The sequence below is a fragment of the Nocardia sp. CA-136227 genome (genome assembly GCF_050955695.1).
In the GTDB taxonomy this organism is placed as follows: domain Bacteria; phylum Actinomycetota; class Actinomycetes; order Mycobacteriales; family Mycobacteriaceae; genus Nocardia.
Genome location: NZ_CP192081.1, coordinates 2,518,475 through 2,537,167 on the forward strand (window position 1 = coordinate 2,518,475; position 18,693 = coordinate 2,537,167).

The window sequence follows — 18,693 nt, forward strand, 5'->3', positions numbered from 1 at the left end:
GGTAACCAATGGTAACCAGCTGGAGGTCTCCATGCCGCCCACGTCACCGCTACATGCCACGTCCATCGAGCTGCGCCGGATCGAGACAAACGGCATCCGCGCCAATGTCGCCATTGCAGGCTCCGGCCCCGCAGTCGTTCTGCTGCACGGCTTTCCGCACACCTGGCGACTGTGGAGCGAAATCATCGGCCCGCTGTCCGCGCATTACCGGGTCATCGCCCCCGACCTCCGCGGGTTCGGCGCCACCACCCGCGCGCCGGACGGCTACGACGCCGGCACGCTGGCCGCCGATATCGCCGGAATCCTCGATGCCCTCGGCGAACCCACCGCGTCCGTGGTCGCGATCGATGCCGGCACCCCGGTCGCGGTCCTGCTCGCCCTGCGCCACCCCGACCGGGTACGACGGCTGGTGGTCATGGAGGCACTGCTGGGCAGGCTCCCCGGCGCCGAGGACTTCCTCGCCGCGGGTCCGCCGTGGTGGTTCGGATTCCACGCCGTCCCCGGTCTCGCCGAAACGGTCCTGCTCGGCAACGAGGCGCGGTACATCGAATGGTTTCTCACCACCGGCACCCGCGGCCGGGGTGTGCGGGCAGATATCCACGACGCATTCGTCGACGCCTACACCGGAGTTGACGCCCTACGGTCCGCCTTCTCCTACTACCGAGCACTGTCGACCACCGCCCACCAGCTCGATCAAGCCGTGGCGGCCAACCGCCTCACTACGCCCACCTTGGCCATCGGCGCCCACCCCGTCGGTGACGCGCTGGAGCGGCAGCTCCGCCCCATCACCGATGACCTTGCAGGACAGGTCATTCCGGATTGCGGCCACATCATCCCCCTGGACAGGCCCCACGAACTGCTCGACCTCATGATGCCCTTCCTCGCCACCAACAACGCAACCGCATCAGCGGAAACCCCAACGATCACTGAACCACGGCTGGTCGAGACGCCGCGTCCGCACGAGTGATTTCCGGGGCACCGAGCTGGACCCGCACCCGCAGCACCGTGCCATCCGCCGCGATATCGCGGAACACGGGGCTCAATGCGCTCTCCGGCGTACACGCTCATCGGCAGTAGGGTGCGTTCGATGGGAGCCCGACCGGCATCGACGGGTCCGCCCACTGGCGGTACCCGAAGGAAGGGGATGAATGGGATTCACTGTGCAACATCGTCGTTCGACAGCGGCCGCGATCTGGCGCCGCCTGCGGACATGGACGCTCATCATGCTGGGAATCGCGTTGATGCTGGGCATATTGCTGGCCCCACTGGTCTTCGTGCTGCACAAACTTCTGGGTCTGGTAGGTGAGCACTTGTCATAGCGGCGTCCTAGCCCGGGGGCGTATTGGCCTTGGCGAAGCTGAAGTGCTGCCGCAGAGCATTCGCGATTTGTGCGGGTGCTTCGATCATCGGGATGTGTCCGACGCCGGGCAATGCCACCTCGCGGATGTGGTTGGGGAGGTGGTCGAGGATCCGACGGATGTGCGGTGCCTGGTTGGGGTAGATGTCGAACTCGGAGACCATGATCGAGGTTGGAACACGGACCTGGTCGAGGTCGACGACAAGGCCGTCACGTGCGAACGCCAGCATCGAGGACAGGTATGTCGGGCAGCACGCGATAGCGCGCACCATGTCGGCAGCGTCAGCGGGGTCGATCCCGGACAGGTCGTGAGCGCTGTTGGCCAGCACCGGTTTCTGAAAACGAGGATCAGTGGCCACTCGGTCCCCGAGCATGCGGGTCGCGAGGACGAGACGATATTGCAGGATGAACAAGAGGCCGACACGGATTCCGGAGGTGTCGAACCGCTTGGCTCCGATGCCGGAGTTGATCGCGGCCAGTGAGCGTGCACGCCTACGGCGTTCGAGTTCGAAGGCGATATGTCCGCCGAGTGAGTTCCCGACGATATGGCAGGTTTCCCAGCCGAGTGTGTCGAGCCGGCGCTCGATGCCATCGGCGATTCCGCGCACGCCTTTGTCGTGCTTGGTCAGGGGTGGTCCGCCCCAGTGGCCGGGCAGGGTTGGCGCGAGAATGTCGTACTCGGCCGACAACTCGGTCACCGTGGCACGCCACACATGGTGTGACAGGGTGAACCCGTGCAGCAGTAGTACCGGTTCGCCGGCACCTTCCCGAACGAATGCTGACATCAATTTCCCCCGAAATCTGCTGCGGTGCAGGCTCATACGCACCGTAATCCATGAGTAGCACTCTGAGATTGCACTGTCCAGATAGGTGCACGCTGACACCAATCGAGCCAGAATTCATCTCATGAAGGTTCACCATCTGAACTGCGGCACCATGAGCGCGTCCAACGCGACGCTGGTCTGCCACGTGCTGCTGATCGAGACCGCCGAGGGACTCGTGCTCGTGGACAGCGGCTTCGGGCTGCTGGATATCGCCGATCCCGTGGGGCGGGTCGGGGTGGAGCGCATGTTGATCCGCCCGGTGCTGGATCCCAGCGAGACCGCGGTGCATCAGATCCGGGCGCTCGGGTTCGAGCCCGAGGACGTCCGGCACGTGATCGCCACCCACCTCGACTCCGACCATGTCGGCGGGCTCGCCGATTTTCCGCACGCCGCACTGCATCTCACCGCAGCCGAGGCACTCGCCATGCGCCGGCCGACCGACGGGGATCGGCTCCGGTTCAATTCGATGCTGTGGGAGCACGATCCGACGATCGTCGAGTACCGGCCGGAGGGGGAGAGCTGGCGTGGATTCACGGCTCAGGAGCTGACCGATATCAGCCCCGGCATTGTGATGATCCCAATGCCCGGCCACACCCGCGGCCACACCGCGGTCGCGGTCGATGCCGGACACCGCTGGGTCATGCACTGCGGTGACGCCTTCCTGCATTCGGGCACCGTGGATGGTCGCTCCCCGGTGCCGGAGATGCTGGCCGCCGCGGAGAACATGCTCGCCCACGACCGCGAGCTGGTCCAGGACAATCACGCGCGCCTGGCCGACCTCTATCGATCGAGCGGTCCGGACCTGCTGATGGTGTGCTCGCACGATCCCGGCATGTTCGAGCGGGCCGCGGCCACCTCGTGATCGATGCCATCCGGACCACATAAGGTTGTCATCGGCACGTCAGTGCACGAGATGGCACATCTAGACCCGCTCGAGATAGAAGTATGCGTATCGGCCGCCGTCGAGGGCGTTCTTGCCGTCCATGATGCCCATCACGGCGTCGTCGTCGATCTTCTTGAAATGGTCGTGAACGGGCTGCCCGTCGAACACCATCGTCGCGGTGACCTCGCCGCGGAACTCCTCCATCCAGAGGCTGCCTTCGCCGTTCTCGGTGTTCGAATACTTGTTGCCGTCGGCGTCCAGGCAGATCAGAGGCTGCACGTCGGTGGCCGAATGGAAGGTCTTGCCGAACCAGTTGATCTGGGCCAGCGTTCCGTTTTCGCGATGGCCGGTGTCGAACTCGCCACCCTCCCATTCGCCGATCATGAAGTCGATGGTCGCGGGCTCCAGCGTGGCCCAGAACTCGTCGAGGTCGGCGTCGGGGATGAGGAAACGCTGTGGTCCGGTCACCAGACGCTGGCCGGCGCGTTTCTTGAGCTCGGAGAATTTCTCGCGGGCCGGATCGTCGCTCACGGTGCTCTCCAATCCAACGGCGGAGGCTCGCATTCACGATACCGCCGTGTGCCGGAGCAATCTACTGGCAAACTCATGGCCGAAGCGAAGTCGGGCATGCGGCGTTGTCGTTGACGCTGGTTCAATCGGCGCGACCAGCGGCAGATGAGTGCGTTCCCGTCCGGTGGATCATTTGATCGCCACGAAGCGGTGGAATCTGATCAGAGGATCGCCCACGGTGGGAGAGGCTCTCTGGCGGAAAGCCATTCGTGCGGTACGCCTCTGACGTCGCCCCGGTCTCCGATGCCGGTATGCGCGGCCACGATGCCGCCGGCGATGGCGGCGGTGGTGTCCGCGTCACCGCCCGCTTGGATGCAGGCGGTGATGGCGGCGGGGTAGTCGTGCAGGTAGGTGGCCGCGACCCAGAGGGTGAAAGGAACTGTGTCCTGGGCGCTGACGCGGGCACCGTTCCCGAGCTCGTAGGCGGCCTCGGCGACTGTGCGGCCCAGCAGTTCCCGGGCTCGGCGAATACCCGCGGTGGTGTGTCCGTCGATCAGGTACGGGTCGACCGCGGCGAGCAGTTCCGCTGGTGTGCAGCCTGTTTCGCGAGTGGCGGCGGCGTGGCTGGCCGCGACGGCCACGGCCATGGCGCCGAGGATCGCCTCGGGATGGCGGTGAGTGATCTCGGCCGAGAAGGCCGCTTGAGTGGCGGCCTGGTCCGGGTTGCCGGCGAAATGGGCTCCGAGTGGGGCGACGCGCATGGCCGCGCCGTTGCCCCAGGAACCACGTCCGTCGAATGCGGCCGCGGCCGCTTCGTCCCAGGGACGCCCGTCACGGATCTCATGCAGCACAACGACTGTGCCGGCGCCGTAACCACGGTAGGGCTCGCAGCGGTCGGCGAACGCGGTCGCGAGCGCGTCGCGATCGATGCCGCCCCGGGTGCGGATCTCGGTGTGCACCGAGCAAGCCATCTCGGTGTCGTCGGTCCAGGGCCACGGTCCAACGGGTGGCCGTCCGGCGAGAAGGTCGGGAATCGAACTGCCGGGCACGAAGAACTGGGCGCCCAGTGCGTCCCCCACGGACAGACCGTCGAGGCTGTCACGAGCGATATCGGATAGATGTGGCATACCCGGGCAATACTGCCAACCATGATCGGCATCTGCAATGGCCGACAACCCATCGCCTGCCAGCGCATGCTCTATTCGGTGCGGGCTCAGGCGGTCATCGCAACACTTCGTCGAGTGCTTCTGATGGTGTGCGGAATCCGAGGGTTTGTCGAGGGCGTCCATTGAGTTCGTCGGCGATGGCATCGAGATCGGCTTGGCTGTAGGTGCGCAGGTCGAGGTGGCGGGGAAGGTATTGACGGAGCAGGCCATTGGTGTTTTCGTTGCTGCCGCGCTGCCAGGGGCTTTTCGGGTCGCAGAAGTAGACCGGGACACCGGTGGCGACGGTGAAGGCGGCGTGTTCGGTCATCTCGATGCCTTGATCCCAGGTCAGAGTGCGCCGTAATGCGATCGGTAAGGTGCCGATCCTGGCGGCGAGTGCGGCCGCGACGAGGTCGGCGCGGTGCCCTTCGGGCAACGCGACCAGCATGAGGAACCGGGTGGAGCGTTCGACCAGGGTGGCGATCGGAGACATTCCCCGACCGAAGACCAGGTCGCCTTCCCAATGCCCCGGCACCGCTCGATCGGCGGCCTCGGCGGGGCGTTCGCTGATATTGAGCACGCCGCGGCGCTGTCCGCGTCCGTCGGGCTGGCGTGCTGCGCGGGGCCGGCGCATTGCGCGGTGGCTGCGCAGATACCGGGTCAACTCGTGACGCAACTCGCCACGGGCCTGAATGAACAGCGAACGATAGATCGTCTCGTGCGACACATAACCCATGCTGGCCTGTGGATTTCGGCGCAGCCAGCCCGCGATCTGCTGCGGCGACCAATGTTGAGTGAGTCTGTCGGCCACCCACTGCGCCAGCTGCGGATTCTTCGACAATATGGTCGGTTTCGGTCTCACCGCCCGAGCCCAGGCCGCCCGGTCGGCGGCAAGAGCCCGATAGGCCAAGCGTCCACCTCGACCGGCGACCTCACGCGAGATCGTCGACGGCGCCCGCCCCAGCTGCCGGGCAATGGCGCGCAGCGATTCGCCGGCGGCCAACCCTCGCGAGATCTCTTCTCGCTCGGCCAGACTCAGTCGAATCGTGTTCCGAAGCCGCGGTGGGCGACGCACCCCGCCGCATCGTTTGAGTAGCTCGCGCACCGTCGAGGGATGCCGACGCATCTCCCGAGCCAGCACCTTGATCGCCTGGCCCGATCGCCACCGCCGCCACACCTCCTCGACCTCGGCTTCGGACAACGGTGTTCTCTTCTCCGACAACGGTCTTGTCGAGGCCATCGCGCATCACATCCTCGTTCACCAGGACCAACTCAGTGTTGCGCTAACCCATTGAGACCACAGGCATGACCGGATGTCTCGAGCCGCGTCCCGTGCTGCCTTGGTGGGGCCGCGCCCAGCTGCGATCACGGGATGGGCTGGGCCTCAGAGGTTTTGTTCGCTTGTGGGAAGTTCTAGTTGCTCGTCGGGTGCGAGCAGTTCGCCGCCGGGAGGGGGGAGCGGGTTTCGGCGGGTTCCGAACAGGTAGTCGCGGAAGGCTTGCAGGTACTCGTCGAGTTCGCTCTGATCGGTGAACCTGATTTCGGTCGGATCGAACCATTCGTCCGGTGTCGGGCGCCACTCGATCATGAAGTCGAGGGCTTCGCGCACCAGGGCACCGTAGGTCGGATCCGTCGCGCAGGCGTCGCGTAGCACCGGGGCGTAAAGCCGCATTCCAGGGCCGCCGCGCTCGGCGCGGTGCATATCCCTCAGTGGCCACAGCAGTCCATCGATATGCGGGATTTCGCCCCACCATGTGGTTTTCAATCGCAGGTTCGCGTTAGCGCGCACTCGGCCGCGTGACGCGGTGACAGGCGTCGGGTACTCGTAGGGTGCTCCCCGTCGGTCGATGTCGTGGGTCGGCCCGATTCCGAGGTTCACGGGTGGATACCAGACGCCGCGCCACACCGAGACGCCGAAATGGCGGCGATTCACCGGTAGTGGCTCTGCCAGCGAGACGTCGACGGTAATTCGGTGCACGGGTGGCAACAGTCCATCTGGGAACAGATCGGCGACCATCGACAAGCAATCCCGCACGTCGAAGCCGGTCACGCCGACACCCTTCCAGAGCCAGGCGTTGATGGACTCGTGCGTGTCGAATTCGATCCAGAACCGCCGCGTCGTGGTCATCCGCGATTTCCTCCCACCGGCACTGGTGTCGAACGTCGACCCGATGATCCCAGAGCAGATCAGCGTCCACCACTCGATAATCGGCAGGAGCGTATGTTCGGGGTCGCCGGGCTACCGCCCAGCTTGGGGTGCTGACTCGGCCATCGTCGTCTGCCACTCGTCCGCCCACTGCGTCAGTGGTGCGAGCCGCTCGACGAGTGCACGCCCGGCGCTGGTCAGCCGGTATCCGTCCGCATGTTCGATGAGGCGCGCCTCGACGAGTTCGGCCAGTCGGCGGGTCAGCACGCTCGAGGAGAGGTCGCCGCAGGCGGTCCGTAGTTCGCGGAAGGTGAGAGGGGTTGGGGCCTGGTCGAGTTCCCAGAGCACGCGCAGTACCCAGCGCCGCCCGATCAGGTCGAACAGGGCCATGATCGGGCGGCCGGTGGTCGATCCGCGCACCGGGATTCCGGGGCGCGGTGTTCCGGTCGGCACGATCAGATCTCCTGCGGCGCGGGTGAATTCTCCAGTTGCCGTGCCATTTCCGCGATGGCCGCGCGCAGTGCCCGGTATGGGCGCAGGAACAGTGTCACGTGGGTCAGGCGGCCGTCCTCGGCGAGCTCTTCCCGCAGCACTCCCTGAAGTTCCTGGTCGGCGAATCGGGCCGTGAAGGCGAACATCTTTTCTCGGCCGTCGGTCCACTGCCGGGTCTGGTGCACCGAGTCGAGCACCGTTGCGATCGTGGCCAGCAGGTGCGCTGCACGGGCGCGGCCGTGGTAGTCGGCGACCGGACTCGAGAACGTCGCCTCCTCGGCGAGCAGGTCCGGCAGCCGCGTGGGGTCTTTCGATTGCCACACCGGCAGGATGAGACTCTCGGTCATGCCTCTATTTTAGAGGCACCCGGCGCCGATTGGCCAGATCAGGCAGGGGTGCGGGATCGGCTTGCCCGCAGTAGGTGGACCGGGCGCAGGGCCTGGGGTGGTTCGCCCTCGAATTCCGCGGATTCATCCAGGTATCCAGCGATGAGGTCCGCGGCGGAATGGTCTTCGACGTCGGTGAAGCCGAGTGCGCGCAACTGGGCGGCGAGGTCGTCGGGAGTGAAATAGCTGAGCCAGGGTTCGCCGACGGCTGCTGCTCGGTGTTCGCGGGCCCGCAGCTTCGCGCGGTCCTCCTCGGTGTCCGCGGCCTGCAGGTAGTCGAAGATCACCTCGACCGGCTCCGATTGGCCGGCAATGTATTCGAGGGTGGTGCGGGCGGCGTCGGGAGTCAAATAGAAGACGACACCGAGCCACACGAACACGGCCGGGTCTGTCCGGACGAATCCGGCCGCCTCCAATCGCGTTGCTAGGGAGTCGGTTTCGAAATCGACCGGCACGAAAGTCAATCGGTCGGGCGGGTCGATGCCGGATTCGGTGAGGCGTTGGCGTTTCCACGCTTGGGTGGCGGGATGGTCGACCTCGAATACACGCAGGCTCGGGTGCGGGTTGCGGTAGGCGAAGGTGTCCAGGCCCGCGCCGAGAATCACGACCTGGCGCACCCCGGCAGCGACGGCCTCGGCCACACGATCCTCGGCGAAACGGGAGCGGGCCGCAAAGAACAAGCGGCGTGGACGATCACTGACACCCAGACGCAGAATTCCGCCCCCCGCATCAGCCCCGGGACGATCCTCTGAGGGCTGTCCGAATTCGGCGAGCTCATCCGCGCTGACACCCAGCAGGCGTGCCGCCAGTGGATCGGTGAGAATCCTTGGCCGGTCAGCAATTTGATGATAGGCACGGGCGTAAGCAGTCACGAGCGCCGTCCGGCTGGGTCCCTCGTTCTCCATACCCGAGAAACTACCGGCTATACCCCAATCGGTGTTCGGACCGGACCGGCGGCGATCCGTGGTCAGCTGAGTTTCACTCTGATCGGTGGATGCACGGGTACACCGCGGGCGGTGAGGTCGGACGTGAACCGGCGGACCAGCGGGTCGCTGGGCGCTCCGAGGAGACACACCAGCTCTCGGGTCAGGCGGGGATCGAGGTGTTTCAGGTCTGCGGGTACGGCCGTGGCGAGGGCGGTGGTGGGGACCAGGGCGATGCCGAGTCCGGCCGCGGCGAGCTGGGTGGCGGTGGCGGCCTGGCGGGTGCGCATGATCGGGGTGAGGGTGACGCCGTGGCGGGCGGCTTCGGTGTCGAGCCAGCCGGACAGGCCGTTGTCGCGGTGGTAGTGCACGATCGGCTGGTCACGCAGATCGTCGAAGCTGAGCCGATCATGGTGGGACAGTGGATGATCGGTGGGAAGAACAGCCACGATCTCCTCGAGGCCGATGAGCGCGGACGCCCCCGTCCAGCGCGTCGGCTGCGGACCGACCGCGAGGTCGGCTCGACCGGATTCGATGGACTGGGCGAGCGCGTCGGCACTGGTGGCTTCGGCGACCAGCACCTCGATATCCGGCGCGCGTCGCCGCCAGGCGCGCAGCACCGGGGCGAGCAGGCTCACGGTCAGACTCTCCGCGCAGGCCAGGCGTATCCGTCCGACTTCGCCGCGCGCCGCGGCGCGCCCGGCACCGACCATGCGGTTGGCGGCGGCTAGAGCCTCGCGCGCGTCGGCCTCCACCGCCCGGCCGACAGTGGTCGGTCGCACCCCGCGCGGCAGGCGTTCCAGCAGCGGCGCCCCGATCTCGCGTTCCAGCGCCGCCAGCTGATGCGACAGCGCCGGTTGTGACATGTGCAGTGCTGCCGCGGCTTCGGTGATCGACCCCGCATCCAGGACCGCGACCAGGCATTCCACCGCCCTCAAAGTAGGCATTCGCAAATTCTATGGCAAGCATCGAATACATTCAGGTCGCGAAGGGATGATCCGTCCGCGGCACGGTGCTGAAGCAAGCATGACAACACTGCAGAACAAGAAAATGGTTGTGGTCGGCGCCGGATCGGGAATCGGCCGGCGCATCGCCTCGGATGCGACAGCGCAAGGCGCACAGGTTATTTCGGTCGGCCGTCCGGAACTCGACCTCACCGACGAAGCGACGATCCGCGCCCTCGCCGAGCGCGTCGGCGAACTGGACTATCTGGTGTCACTCGCCGCCGACCACGCCAACGGCCCGGTGACCGAGTTGGACCGCGACGCCGTCCACCGCGCCTTCGACGCCAAGGTGATCGGTCCGATCCTGCTCGCCAAACACCTCGCTCCGAACTTCCGGCCCGACGGCGCGATCCTGCTGTTCTCCGGTGGCGCGGCGTGGCGGCCCGCGCCCGGACGGGTGGTGATGGCCGCGACCAACGCAGCCGCCGCCGCGGCCGCCGCAGCCCTCGCGGTCGAACTCGCGCCGCTACGCGTCAACGCGCTGGCCCCCGGCATCGTCGACTCGGGCATCTGGGACGGACCCGGGAAGGACTCGTTCCTCACCGCCATCGCCGAACGCAACCCCGCTCGCCGGGTCGGCACCCCGGAAGACATCTCCGCCGCGGCCCTGCTCGCGCTCACCAACCCGTTCATCACCGGGACAACCCTGCATGTCGACGGCGGTGGCCGTCTGGCGTGACGCCTCCGGTCGGTCCGCGACGCGGTGGGTGGCGTCGCGGACCACGCCGACAACTCCTCGGCCAGGGCGGCGATGCCGACCTCAGCTCGCCGCAGTCAACGCCCTCCACGCCTTTCTGGAACGTGAGCGAACCTGTGGCGCGGCGTATTCGATTCGCCGCCGTGCCTCGGACGCACTGATCCGCAACAGATCACTCAATAGCTCCGCGGTATCGCGGTACCCGGTATCGGCGGCGAGACCCCGCCTTTCAGCCTCGGCGACAGCCGCGACCATGGCCGCGCCCAGCCGCCGCCGGTGCCGTTCGGTCTCGACGAGGGTGCGCAGCAAATCGACATCAGCCAGTTCCGACCATCCCCGTGCCGGAGCGCTCTGGGCCAGTGCAGTCGAAGGTGTCTTCACCCGACCGAGAATACCGCACATTCGAACATGTGTTCTAGTTTTGGCTGGGCAAGGTATGTCGTGCTCAGACGCTCGCCTGACAGCGGGCGCAAAGGTCGGCATTCACGACTTCGCCGACTTCGCGGACGACCCGCAATACCTCCAGTTGCACGAGGAGGTGACCCGCGCCTACGACCACGACCACGCCTTCCGGCGCGCGTGCGTGGACATGAGCCGACACGCGGTCACCAGCCGCCTGCGTGCCCTGGGCGACGAAGCGCGGGTCGACGACACCCAATCGGCGACAGCCGTCCCCTACCTGATCGACGAGCTGCCGTATTTCCTGGGCGCCGCCGACATCCTCGGCCACGAGGAGTCCGCGATCGTCTACCACCGCCCCTGGGTCCTGTGGAACCGCATCAACCACAGCGAATTCCCCATCAAGGTCCGGCCCAACCAGGGCTTCTTGATACTGAACGAACCCTGATCAGCCCCGCTCCGACGGCAAGCCGATCAGATCGAGCCGGGAACCTCGAAGACCTGTTCCTGGGGCGGTCCGGCCAACAGCTCGGCCCCCGCCGCGAACGCCTCCTGCAGATGCGGGCTGTTCAGATGCGCCTCGAAAGCCGCACGGCTGTCCCAGGTTTCGATGACGACCCAGCTCCCGGACCGAGTCGGGTGCTGATAGGGCTGGTAACTCACGCACCCGGGTTCTGCCAGCGACGGCTCGATCAGCGACAGCGCCTGCGCGCGCACCAGCTCTTCCTTACCGGCGCGAGCTTGCAGCGTGGAGATTGCGGTGAGAGTCATGGGCCTGGTCAACCCATCACGATCGAAATCTCTTCCCGGGGAGCTGTTGGATTCGTGAGCAACCCGCCCGCACCCTCGGCGAAGTGTGCGATATTCAGCGGCGGGAAAGGAAGTCAGGAAGGGGCCGAGGCTGGATATCAGGCGAGATTGAATCGAGCGCGAAGGCGACAACTTCATGACGATCTCCACCGCAGTATCTGGATCACGGCGGAGCAGAACACCCGCGACCGGCCGACAGCCCGAGGACGCGACAGTCGGTCACGCCGACTCACCCTCCGCGACCGGCGCGGATGGTGAGCGCCTGCGCGAGTGCGCGGAGTTCTTCGCCCACCCCGAACTGGCGCACCTGCCCTCCGACCGGGTGAAGACCGCACTGCGCGAGTTCCGGAGTACCGGCACGTACGGGCACACCGTGGACGAACTCCGCGTCGGCGCCCGGCTGGCTTGGCGCAACCACGATCGCTGCGTCGGTCGAAAGCACTGGCGCGCACTGGAAGTCCTCGATGCGCGCGGCGCGCGCACCGCGGCCGATATCGCGCAGGCCTGCTGGCAGCATCTGCGCCGCGCCACCAATGGCGGCGCGGTCCGCTGCTTCATCACCATCGGGCCGCCCGCCGATCCCGAGGGACGGGCATTCCGAATTCTCAACTCCCAGCTCATTCGATACGCGGGTTATCGAGTTCCCGGCGGCCTGCTCGGCGATCCCGCGAATGTCGAACTCACCGATCTCGCGATGGCCAGAGGATGGCGGCCTCGCCGCCAGGGCCGATTCGATGTGCTCCCGCTGCTGATCCAGTCGCCCGATGGGCAAGTGCACCTGTTCCCGGTGCCCGCGGATCTCATCCTCGAGGTTCCGCTGACTCATCCCGACCACGCCTGGTTCGGCGACCTCGGCTTGAAGTGGCATGCGGTGCCCGCGGTGTCGAACATGGACCTGGAGATCGGCGGCATCAGCTATCCGTGTGCGCCGTTCAACGGCTGGTACGTCTCCTCGGAGATCGGCCGCAATCTCGGCGATTCCGACCGCTACGACCTGCTCCCGAAGATCGCCGAGCACGCGGGAATGGACTGCTCGAACGAGCGGACCCTGTGGCGCGACCGCGCGCTGATCGAGCTCAGTCGCGCAATCCTGCACAGTTACAAGCAGTCTCGCGTCCATTTGGTCGACCACCACACGGTCGCCAAGCAGTTCATCGACCACGTCGAGCGCGAAGCGGACGCGGGCCGGGCATGCCCGGCCGACTGGAGCTGGATCAACCCGCCGCTGTCGGCGAGTCTGACCCCGACCTTCCACCGGTACTACGACCCGCCGGACTCTCGGCTGCGGCCGGCCTTCGTACGGCGAGCGCCGCTGGAGGCGGATGCCTCGGCTGCGGGGTCGCGGTGCCCCTTCACCTCGGCCGAATCAGCAGCGACGACCGAGGGATCGGATGAGGATCCGAAGCGTTCGTGGGTGCGGAAGCTGGTGTCATTGCGGCACTGAAGCCGGCGCAGACCTCGTTCGCGAAGCGGGGTCTGCGCTCATCGCGCGCTCGCCGGCCGCACTTCATTCAAGTCTGCGCACCGCTAGGCGAATAGCTCCGCTTTCAGATCCGGTTGGTCCCGCTCCTCCGCGAACTCCAGTGCGCGCCCGTACAAAAGGTCCACGAAGTACGCGTAGGGCGCGTCGTCTGCTTCGACAGCCATCATGAACAGCGACACGAGTAGATCGTTTGCGGATTCCTCCGACCATCGGAAGCCGATCGCCGGGCCGAACCCATCGAAGATCGGCACCCCGTTGCCCGGCGAGTTGAACCAAACGCCCTCGACTCGCCGCACCATCCACTCACCGATGTAGGTGATGAATTGATCAGCGAAATAGCTGTTTTCGGCTATGTACCGCCCGTTCTCGTCGAGCACGGCCGCATCGATCTGCGAAACGACCCAGTCGAACGCGCCGGCACTGAACCGGTCATCCAACGACGGGCGACCATCGCTGCCCCGCTCCGCTTCCAGCCTCGGCAACGTCTCGCCGAACAATGCCTCGATCCGCCCATCGATCGCAGCCCGGTCGCTCCACGCGAGCCAAGCCGCGGACTGCTGCGCTTCACCGTCGAACAACCCGGGATCCAGTTCCGTATCGGCCGGAGTTGCCCGCCTCGCCTCGCTCGCCACATTCCCTCGCATGTATGCCGTTGATGGTGAGTCGGACGATAGCCGATCCCGTTCTGCCGCAACGATCGAGCCGAGCAAAGTGCACAGTCCGACCGGGTGAGAGCTGGAAGATTCACCGTTGATCCAGGCCGGCGCGCCACCCTACATTACGAAGAGCTGTCCCAGACAACGTTGTCGTGTGGTCGCCAAGGAGGTCGGGATGCGTAGAACCGGAATTCGTCGAACGGTGTTCTCGGCGTTGTCGCTGTGTCTCGTGATGACGGCGGGGGTCGCGTGGGCCGAGCCGGAGTTTCCGCCGTCGTTCCCGCCCGATCAGAATCAGTTGCCGCAGTTGCCGGCGGAACCGGATCTGTATGGGCGGCTGCCGATTCCGACCCCGGATCAGGATCCGTGGTACGAAGCGCCCTCGGACCTGGCTGATTACGCGCCCGGGCAGATCGTGCGGAGTCGGGAAGTGCAGACGCGGCTGCTCGGGATTCCGTTCCCGGTGTACACGAAGCAATTGCTGTTCCGGAGCAATGATGACCATGACAATCCGATCGTCACCGCTACGACGGTGCTCGTGCCCGGTATCCCGTGGATCGGGAGTTCGCGGCCGGTGGTGTCGTTCCAGGAAGCGATCGATTCCACCGATTCCTCGTGCAATCCGTCGCACACCCTGCAAGTCGGAACGATGAAAGAGTCCCTGCTGCTGCAGTATTGGCTTGAGCAGGGGATGGCGATCAATATCCCGGACTACGACGGCAAGGCTGTCACCTGGATTACCAATGCCGAGGGCAAGATGGTCCTGGACAGTCTGCGGGCGATGAAGAACGACGCCGGCCTCGGTCTCGCTGATTCCGGGATCGCGCTCTACGGCTACTCCGGCGGCGGGTCGGCCACGATCCACGCCGCGGAACTCCGGCAGAGCTACGCCCCCGATGTGCGGCTGCTCGGATCGGCTTTCGGTGCCGCGCCGACGAACCTGACGTCCCTGCTGAATTACGCGACCAGCCCCGAGCCCGGCCTCACCGGCACCGTGAGCTTCGGCGCGTGGATCGGCCTCGCCATGTGGTCGCGCGCCTACCCTGAACTGGCACCACGCATCGATGAACTGCTCACACCCGAGGGCCGTCAGATCCTCGCCGACATCCAGCATCGCTGCTATGCCACGCTCGCCCTCAGCGGCGCCTATCGCCCGATCACCGAGTATCTGAAAGACCCAGCCACCAAGCTCGAGGACGTGCCCGAGTTCGCGCAAGTGCTGGCGGAGAACAGTATCGGCCGCCACGTTCCCGACACTCCGCTGCTGTGGTGGCACGGCATGTGGGACGAGCTCATTCCGCCCAGCATCATCCTGCCCACGGTCGACGCCTACTGGAATGGCGGCGCGGATCTGCGTTTCTACACGGTCCCTGCGCCCGAGCACATCGTGAATGCGGTCATCGGCTGGATCCCCGCGACAGCCTGGACCAGCGCCATTCTGCGCGGCCTACCGCCCGGCCCCACGTTCAAGGCCGACTACCAGCCTCTCCCGCCCGGATTCCCGGGAGCGTGAGCGCGGTGTAGCGCTCACCAGCTGCCGTTGAAGAAGGCGGCCAGCGCCGTCGTGGAGTTCATCGCCGCCGAAGTGTTCGCCGCCAGCAGGACGAGCGAGGCCAGCGACAGCAAGGCGATGACGAACCCGGACGCGCACAAGAGACGCCTACTCCGGGTATTCGCAGACCGCACGAACCGTCTCCACGACACCACGGTGAGGCCGACGGCGGTGATCGCGAGTACAGCGGCGATGACGGCAACGGTGACGTGGTAGCGGGCGAAATCGCCGACCATGTCGTCCACCGGCGGTGTGGTGCTGGTGGATTCGTTCAGCTGCTGCCGGATCTGGTCGAAGGCGGAGGCCAGCTCGGGGTCGTTCGCGCCGGACGGCAGCATCGGCAGCAAGGAGGAGAACGGCGCCACTGCCCCTTGGACGTTCGCGATCACCACCAGAAGCGCCCCGAAAGCGAACAGGCTGACCAAGGCGCCAGCCGTCGCCAGTGCGGACCGTTGACCGACGCCGAGCGCACCAGCGCGCAGGTAGGCCTTCCAGAGCAACATCGCCAGGGCGATGAGCGTGACCAGCAGCAGCGCCGCGATCACGCCCTTGACCACATGAAAGCGGAACCAATAGTCGATGACGCTCGTCAGAGCCGGCGGCCGAGTCGAACCACCCGAATTCCAATACGCCACAAAGCCGTCACGCAAGGCCTGCCGCAGCGTGTCCTGATCGGCGAAGCCGCGGTTCCCGGTGTCGGCCAGCGGGGGAGGAGCCAGAACCAGCGCGGTGACGAGGGCCAGCGCAAGAGCGGTCAGCGCGCCCAAAGCGCGACCAGGAACGATCGTCCCGGAGCGCACCGGAGCCGTGGAGCTGACCACAGAAATTCCTTCCACTCGGATCCACCAACCCCTCCCATTCTGTGTGCGATCCAGCAGCCTCGCCACGACCGCTGGCAGACTTGTCCGGTGACGGCCTCCAGAAAAGAGCGGCACCAAAGACTTTCGGATCAGCTGGGATACCGAAGCGACAGCGAGCTCACCGAGCTCATAGGCAATGGTCGGCCCGTCAGCGTGGGAGTGGGCGGCAGTGCAGCGGTCCTCGACGTCGACGGCGTACCGGTATTCGCCAAACGCATCCCGCTATCCGAGCGGGAACTGGCCAATCCGACCTCCACCGCGAACCTCTTCGACCTCCCGCTGCACTGCCACTACGGAATCGGCGGCCCGAGCTTCAACGTATGGCGTGAGCTGGCCGCGAACAATATGGTCACCAACGCGATCCTGGCCGGCGAAACCAAGTCATTCCCCATGCTCTACCACTGGAGGGTGCTGCCGGGCCGCCCACCGATCGCAGCCGAACACGCCGACATCGACAAGGTCGTCGCCGCCCAAGGCGGGTCGCCAGCGGTTCGCACCCGCATGGAAGCGGTAGCCGCAGCCCCCTCCTCGCTGGTCCTGTTCTCCGAATACATCCCTCACTCGGCATCGAACATGTTGAGCGACAACCCAGTCGACAAGGCCGCGACGATCGAACACCAGCTCTCCGAGATCGTGACCTTCTTACGAGACCACCAGCTCCTCCACATGGACGCCCACTGGGGCAACATACGCACCGACGGTGAGCAGCTCTATCTCACCGACTTCGGCCTGGCCACCTCCCCACATTTCGACTTGTCCCCCGACGAACGTGACTTCGTCGAACGCCACACCACCCACGACGCCGCCTACATAGCCATGCGCCTGGTCAACTGGCTGGTAACCGAAGTCTGCGGAATCCCGACCCCCGCGACCGGCGGCCCAATAGCCCGCAACGAATACGTAGTCCACTGCGCCGCCGGTCACACCCCCTCCGAAGTCCCGCCCGCCGTAGCCGAAATCCTGACCCGCCACGCCCCGGCCGCCGCAACCATGAACGCCTTCCTCTGGAAGCTGTTCGACGGCGAACTCCACACGGCCTACATCCCAGGCCGAATCGACCCGGCGTTTTCTCGCCGCGGTATCCGGCCGGACTGCGTTTGTGGGGGAGTGGTCAGGGGTGGAGGGGTGGGGTTGGTTGGGCGAGGCGGGGGGTGAAGGTGCCGTGGAAGCCCCAGGGGATGTGGTGGTTGAGCCAGGCGGTGGTCAGGGGGCCTTGTTCGGGGGCGCGGGCGTCGAGGATCAGGAGTTGGGAGCGGTTTTCGGTGAGGTCGTGGTTGAGGGCGAGGAGCCATCCGTCGTCTTCGGCGGCGTCGGGGGTGCGGGGGACGAACAGGGGTTCGCCGACCGAGCTGGCGCCGAGTTCGCAATTCGTGGTGGCGCCGGTGTGGTGGTCGATTTTGGTGATGGCGTTGAACAGTCCGGCGGGGCCGCCCGCGCCGGCGAGGTAGGTGTAGCGGTGTGCGCGGGTGGAGCGGCGCCAGTCGTACTGGGGGAATTCGCCTGGGCGGTCCGAGAGTTCGCGTTCGATGACGGTGCCGGACTTGGTGATCCGGTATTGCATGAGCCGGGAGTCCGGGAATTGCGGGGTGTCGGGGGTGTCGAGGTTGACCATGCCGGTCATGGCGCGGAAGCGCTCCCACTCGGTGTTCAGGCGCACCAGTTCGATGACGACGTCGTCCCCGTCGTCGTAGGCGTTGGTCAGGTGCACGTGCAGTAGGGCTTCGTGTTCGACGATGCGTGGGCGGCCGCCGTGTTTGGGGACGAGCAGGAATCGAGTGGCCTTGGCGGGCTTGAATTCCAGGGAATCGATGAACGAATCGGTGGCCAGCGCGATCTTGGGGATGTTCGGGAGCACGGGGTCGAGCACGAACACCATGTAGGAGGAGGTGAGCGCGAAGTCGTGATTCCAGGGCAGATCCCACATGGGTACCGTCGCCAGCCGGTGGCACCGACCCGCGTGGTCGATGCGGTAGGTGCGCAGGCGGGGCGTGGGTAGCAGGTCGAGTCCGAAGTTGTACATGTCACCGGTGACCGGATCCCACTTCGGGTGCGCGGAGAACGCTCCGAGGAATCCGAGTCGACCGCCGAAGTCGGTGGGGCCCAGGGTTTCCAGGGAATCGGGGTCGATGCGGTGCGGGTTGCCGATCTCCCACAGGGCCAGGAGCCCACCGGCGTAGTTGACGATATTGGTGTTGGCCACGTTCGCGGGGAGTCGCCCGATATTGGCGAGCGGGCCGCCGGGGATCTGGTCACCGACACCGCGGTAGCGCACCCGGTCGCTGGTCTGCCCGTGCTCGAAATGACGGGTGCGCACATACCGGTTGCGGAACCGCACCGACGAACCGTCGAGCACGAACTGCGAGATCATGCCGTCGCCGTCGAAAACGTTGTGCAGCAGGGATTTACCGACCTGGAACTTGCCCGGTCCGATGCGGTACAGGGTGCCGGTCAGCTCGCGGGGCAGCCGCCCGTCGATCTGCTCGATCATGTAGTCGTGCTCGTCGAGCAGGGGTGCGGTGGTGGCGCGATACGCGGCGAGGCTGGCGGTCATCACGGATTCTCCTTT

The 18,693-nt window shown here is 66.1% G+C and carries 22 protein-coding genes; 8 read left to right on the plus strand and 14 right to left on the minus strand.

All coding sequences use genetic code 11. From position 1 onward, the window contains the following. Positions 1 to 31: 31 nt before the first annotated feature. Positions 32 to 967 (plus strand): alpha/beta fold hydrolase, encoded by a 936-nt coding sequence (locus ACQP06_RS11390; protein WP_433672184.1) that lies wholly within the window; start codon positions 32 to 34, stop codon positions 965 to 967. A gap of 181 nt (positions 968 to 1,148) precedes the next feature. After that, positions 1,149 to 1,319: a hypothetical protein gene (locus ACQP06_RS11395; protein WP_433672185.1), complete on the plus strand. Its 171-nt coding sequence runs from the start codon at positions 1,149 to 1,151 to the stop codon at positions 1,317 to 1,319. A 7-nt stretch (positions 1,320 to 1,326) separates the two neighbouring features. On the opposite strand, the gene ACQP06_RS11400 is transcribed toward ACQP06_RS11395, so the two are convergent. Next, a complete protein-coding gene (locus ACQP06_RS11400; protein ID WP_433672186.1) occupies positions 1,327 to 2,178 on the minus strand; it encodes an alpha/beta fold hydrolase in 852 nt (283 codons plus the stop codon). 85 nt (positions 2,179 to 2,263) lie between these two features. Between ACQP06_RS11400 and ACQP06_RS11405 the strand changes: the two genes are divergently transcribed. Continuing rightward, complete coding sequence (locus ACQP06_RS11405) at positions 2,264 to 3,043, plus strand: MBL fold metallo-hydrolase (RefSeq protein WP_433672187.1); 780 nt, start codon at positions 2,264 to 2,266, stop codon at positions 3,041 to 3,043. Between the two features lie 60 nt (positions 3,044 to 3,103). On the opposite strand, the gene ACQP06_RS11410 is transcribed toward ACQP06_RS11405, so the two are convergent. The 8 genes from ACQP06_RS11410 to ACQP06_RS11445 all read right to left on the minus strand — a co-directional run bounded on the left by ACQP06_RS11410 (position 3,104) and on the right by ACQP06_RS11445 (position 9,613). Next, on the minus strand, positions 3,104 to 3,628 hold the full coding sequence (locus ACQP06_RS11410; RefSeq protein WP_433672188.1) for a DUF4334 domain-containing protein: 525 nt from the start codon (positions 3,626 to 3,628) through the stop codon (positions 3,104 to 3,106). Positions 3,629 to 3,795: 167 nt separating this feature from the next. Beyond that, positions 3,796 to 4,701 (minus strand): ADP-ribosylglycohydrolase family protein, encoded by a 906-nt coding sequence (locus ACQP06_RS11415; RefSeq protein WP_433672189.1) that lies wholly within the window; start codon positions 4,699 to 4,701, stop codon positions 3,796 to 3,798. A 94-nt stretch (positions 4,702 to 4,795) separates the two neighbouring features. Further along, the gene (locus ACQP06_RS11420) at positions 4,796 to 5,959 is read right to left on the minus strand and encodes an IS30 family transposase (RefSeq protein WP_433671461.1); all 1,164 of its coding nucleotides are present in this window, start codon (positions 5,957 to 5,959) and stop codon (positions 4,796 to 4,798) included. Positions 5,960 to 6,103: 144 nt separating this feature from the next. Beyond that, complete coding sequence (locus ACQP06_RS11425; RefSeq protein ID WP_433672190.1) at positions 6,104 to 6,847, minus strand: hypothetical protein; 744 nt, start codon at positions 6,845 to 6,847, stop codon at positions 6,104 to 6,106. A gap of 111 nt (positions 6,848 to 6,958) precedes the next feature. Next, entirely contained in the window at positions 6,959 to 7,318 is a 360-nt protein-coding gene (locus ACQP06_RS11430) for a winged helix-turn-helix transcriptional regulator (RefSeq protein ID WP_433672191.1), read from the minus strand. 2 nt (positions 7,319 to 7,320) lie between these two features. Further along, complete coding sequence (locus tag ACQP06_RS11435) at positions 7,321 to 7,704, minus strand: hypothetical protein (protein ID WP_433672192.1); 384 nt, start codon at positions 7,702 to 7,704, stop codon at positions 7,321 to 7,323. Positions 7,705 to 7,742: 38 nt separating this feature from the next. Beyond that, positions 7,743 to 8,648, minus strand: a complete 906-nt coding sequence (locus tag ACQP06_RS11440; protein ID WP_433672193.1) for a class I SAM-dependent methyltransferase — start codon at positions 8,646 to 8,648, stop codon at positions 7,743 to 7,745. Positions 8,649 to 8,710: 62 nt separating this feature from the next. Then, on the minus strand, positions 8,711 to 9,613 hold the full coding sequence (locus tag ACQP06_RS11445; protein ID WP_433672194.1) for a LysR family transcriptional regulator: 903 nt from the start codon (positions 9,611 to 9,613) through the stop codon (positions 8,711 to 8,713). A 79-nt stretch (positions 9,614 to 9,692) separates the two neighbouring features. Here ACQP06_RS11445 and ACQP06_RS11450 point away from each other — a divergent pair, with 79 nt between their 5' ends. After that, positions 9,693 to 10,349, plus strand: coding sequence for an SDR family oxidoreductase (locus ACQP06_RS11450; RefSeq protein ID WP_433672195.1), 657 nt, complete (start codon positions 9,693 to 9,695; stop codon positions 10,347 to 10,349). Positions 10,350 to 10,430: 81 nt separating this feature from the next. Here the strand turns inward: ACQP06_RS11450 and ACQP06_RS11455 are convergent, their stop codons facing one another. Next, entirely contained in the window at positions 10,431 to 10,748 is a 318-nt protein-coding gene (locus ACQP06_RS11455) for a DUF222 domain-containing protein (protein ID WP_433672196.1), read from the minus strand. A 55-nt stretch (positions 10,749 to 10,803) separates the two neighbouring features. On the opposite strand from ACQP06_RS11455, the gene ACQP06_RS11460 reads away from it, so the two are divergent. Continuing rightward, positions 10,804 to 11,214: a tRNA-dependent cyclodipeptide synthase gene (locus ACQP06_RS11460; RefSeq protein WP_433672197.1), complete on the plus strand. Its 411-nt coding sequence runs from the start codon at positions 10,804 to 10,806 to the stop codon at positions 11,212 to 11,214. A gap of 26 nt (positions 11,215 to 11,240) precedes the next feature. Here ACQP06_RS11460 and ACQP06_RS11465 read toward each other — a convergent pair whose 3' ends face one another. Then, positions 11,241 to 11,537, minus strand: coding sequence for a putative quinol monooxygenase (locus tag ACQP06_RS11465; RefSeq protein WP_433672198.1), 297 nt, complete (start codon positions 11,535 to 11,537; stop codon positions 11,241 to 11,243). 175 nt (positions 11,538 to 11,712) lie between these two features. Here ACQP06_RS11465 and ACQP06_RS11470 point away from each other — a divergent pair, with 175 nt between their 5' ends. Next, positions 11,713 to 13,020 carry a nitric oxide synthase oxygenase gene (locus tag ACQP06_RS11470; protein WP_433672199.1) on the plus strand — a complete coding sequence of 436 codons (1,308 nt, stop codon included), beginning with the start codon at positions 11,713 to 11,715 and terminating at the stop codon, positions 13,018 to 13,020. A gap of 83 nt (positions 13,021 to 13,103) precedes the next feature. Here ACQP06_RS11470 and ACQP06_RS11475 read toward each other — a convergent pair whose 3' ends face one another. Then, positions 13,104 to 13,691, minus strand: a complete 588-nt coding sequence (locus ACQP06_RS11475; RefSeq protein WP_433672200.1) for a hypothetical protein — start codon at positions 13,689 to 13,691, stop codon at positions 13,104 to 13,106. 178 nt (positions 13,692 to 13,869) lie between these two features. Here ACQP06_RS11475 and ACQP06_RS11480 point away from each other — a divergent pair, with 178 nt between their 5' ends. After that, positions 13,870 to 15,228, plus strand: coding sequence for a lipase family protein (locus tag ACQP06_RS11480; RefSeq protein ID WP_433672201.1), 1,359 nt, complete (start codon positions 13,870 to 13,872; stop codon positions 15,226 to 15,228). Positions 15,229 to 15,242: 14 nt separating this feature from the next. Here the strand turns inward: ACQP06_RS11480 and ACQP06_RS11485 are convergent, their stop codons facing one another. Then, a complete protein-coding gene (locus ACQP06_RS11485) occupies positions 15,243 to 16,088 on the minus strand; it encodes a hypothetical protein (protein ID WP_433672202.1) in 846 nt (281 codons plus the stop codon). 87 nt (positions 16,089 to 16,175) lie between these two features. Here ACQP06_RS11485 and ACQP06_RS11490 point away from each other — a divergent pair, with 87 nt between their 5' ends. Beyond that, positions 16,176 to 17,282, plus strand: a complete 1,107-nt coding sequence (locus tag ACQP06_RS11490; RefSeq protein WP_433672203.1) for a serine/threonine protein phosphatase — start codon at positions 16,176 to 16,178, stop codon at positions 17,280 to 17,282. Here the strand turns inward: ACQP06_RS11490 and ACQP06_RS11495 are convergent. Then, the gene (locus ACQP06_RS11495; protein ID WP_433672204.1) at positions 17,239 to 18,678 is read right to left on the minus strand and encodes a carotenoid oxygenase family protein; all 1,440 of its coding nucleotides are present in this window, start codon (positions 18,676 to 18,678) and stop codon (positions 17,239 to 17,241) included. The genes ACQP06_RS11490 and ACQP06_RS11495 overlap by 44 nt on opposite strands. Positions 18,679 to 18,693: the final 15 nt, after the last annotated feature.

Excerpts from the sequence above, each read along its gene's own strand:
- ACQP06_RS11420 (WP_433671461.1), bottom strand. The coding sequence starts at position 5,959 with ATGGCCTCGACAAGACCGTTGTCGGAGAAGAGAACACCGTTGTCCGAA.
- ACQP06_RS11435 (WP_433672192.1), bottom strand. The coding sequence starts at position 7,704 with ATGACCGAGAGTCTCATCCTGCCGGTGTGGCAATCGAAAGACCCCACG.
- ACQP06_RS11405 (WP_433672187.1), top strand. The coding sequence starts at position 2,264 with ATGAAGGTTCACCATCTGAACTGCGGCACCATGAGCGCGTCCAACGCG.
- ACQP06_RS11465 (WP_433672198.1), bottom strand. The coding sequence starts at position 11,537 with ATGACTCTCACCGCAATCTCCACGCTGCAAGCTCGCGCCGGTAAGGAA.
- ACQP06_RS11445 (WP_433672194.1), bottom strand. The coding sequence starts at position 9,613 with ATGCCTACTTTGAGGGCGGTGGAATGCCTGGTCGCGGTCCTGGATGCG.
- ACQP06_RS11450 (WP_433672195.1), top strand. The coding sequence starts at position 9,693 with ATGACAACACTGCAGAACAAGAAAATGGTTGTGGTCGGCGCCGGATCG.
- ACQP06_RS11460 (WP_433672197.1), top strand. The coding sequence starts at position 10,804 with ATGTCGTGCTCAGACGCTCGCCTGACAGCGGGCGCAAAGGTCGGCATT.
- ACQP06_RS11415 (WP_433672189.1), bottom strand. The coding sequence starts at position 4,701 with ATGCCACATCTATCCGATATCGCTCGTGACAGCCTCGACGGTCTGTCC.
- ACQP06_RS11425 (WP_433672190.1), bottom strand. The coding sequence starts at position 6,847 with ATGACCACGACGCGGCGGTTCTGGATCGAATTCGACACGCACGAGTCC.
- ACQP06_RS11470 (WP_433672199.1), top strand. The coding sequence starts at position 11,713 with ATGACGATCTCCACCGCAGTATCTGGATCACGGCGGAGCAGAACACCC.
- ACQP06_RS11390 (WP_433672184.1), top strand. The coding sequence starts at position 32 with ATGCCGCCCACGTCACCGCTACATGCCACGTCCATCGAGCTGCGCCGG.
- ACQP06_RS11495 (WP_433672204.1), bottom strand. The coding sequence starts at position 18,678 with ATGACCGCCAGCCTCGCCGCGTATCGCGCCACCACCGCACCCCTGCTC.
- ACQP06_RS11400 (WP_433672186.1), bottom strand. The coding sequence starts at position 2,178 with ATGAGCCTGCACCGCAGCAGATTTCGGGGGAAATTGATGTCAGCATTC.
- ACQP06_RS11395 (WP_433672185.1), top strand. The coding sequence starts at position 1,149 with ATGGGATTCACTGTGCAACATCGTCGTTCGACAGCGGCCGCGATCTGG.
- ACQP06_RS11410 (WP_433672188.1), bottom strand. The coding sequence starts at position 3,628 with ATGCGAGCCTCCGCCGTTGGATTGGAGAGCACCGTGAGCGACGATCCG.
- ACQP06_RS11440 (WP_433672193.1), bottom strand. The coding sequence starts at position 8,648 with ATGGAGAACGAGGGACCCAGCCGGACGGCGCTCGTGACTGCTTACGCC.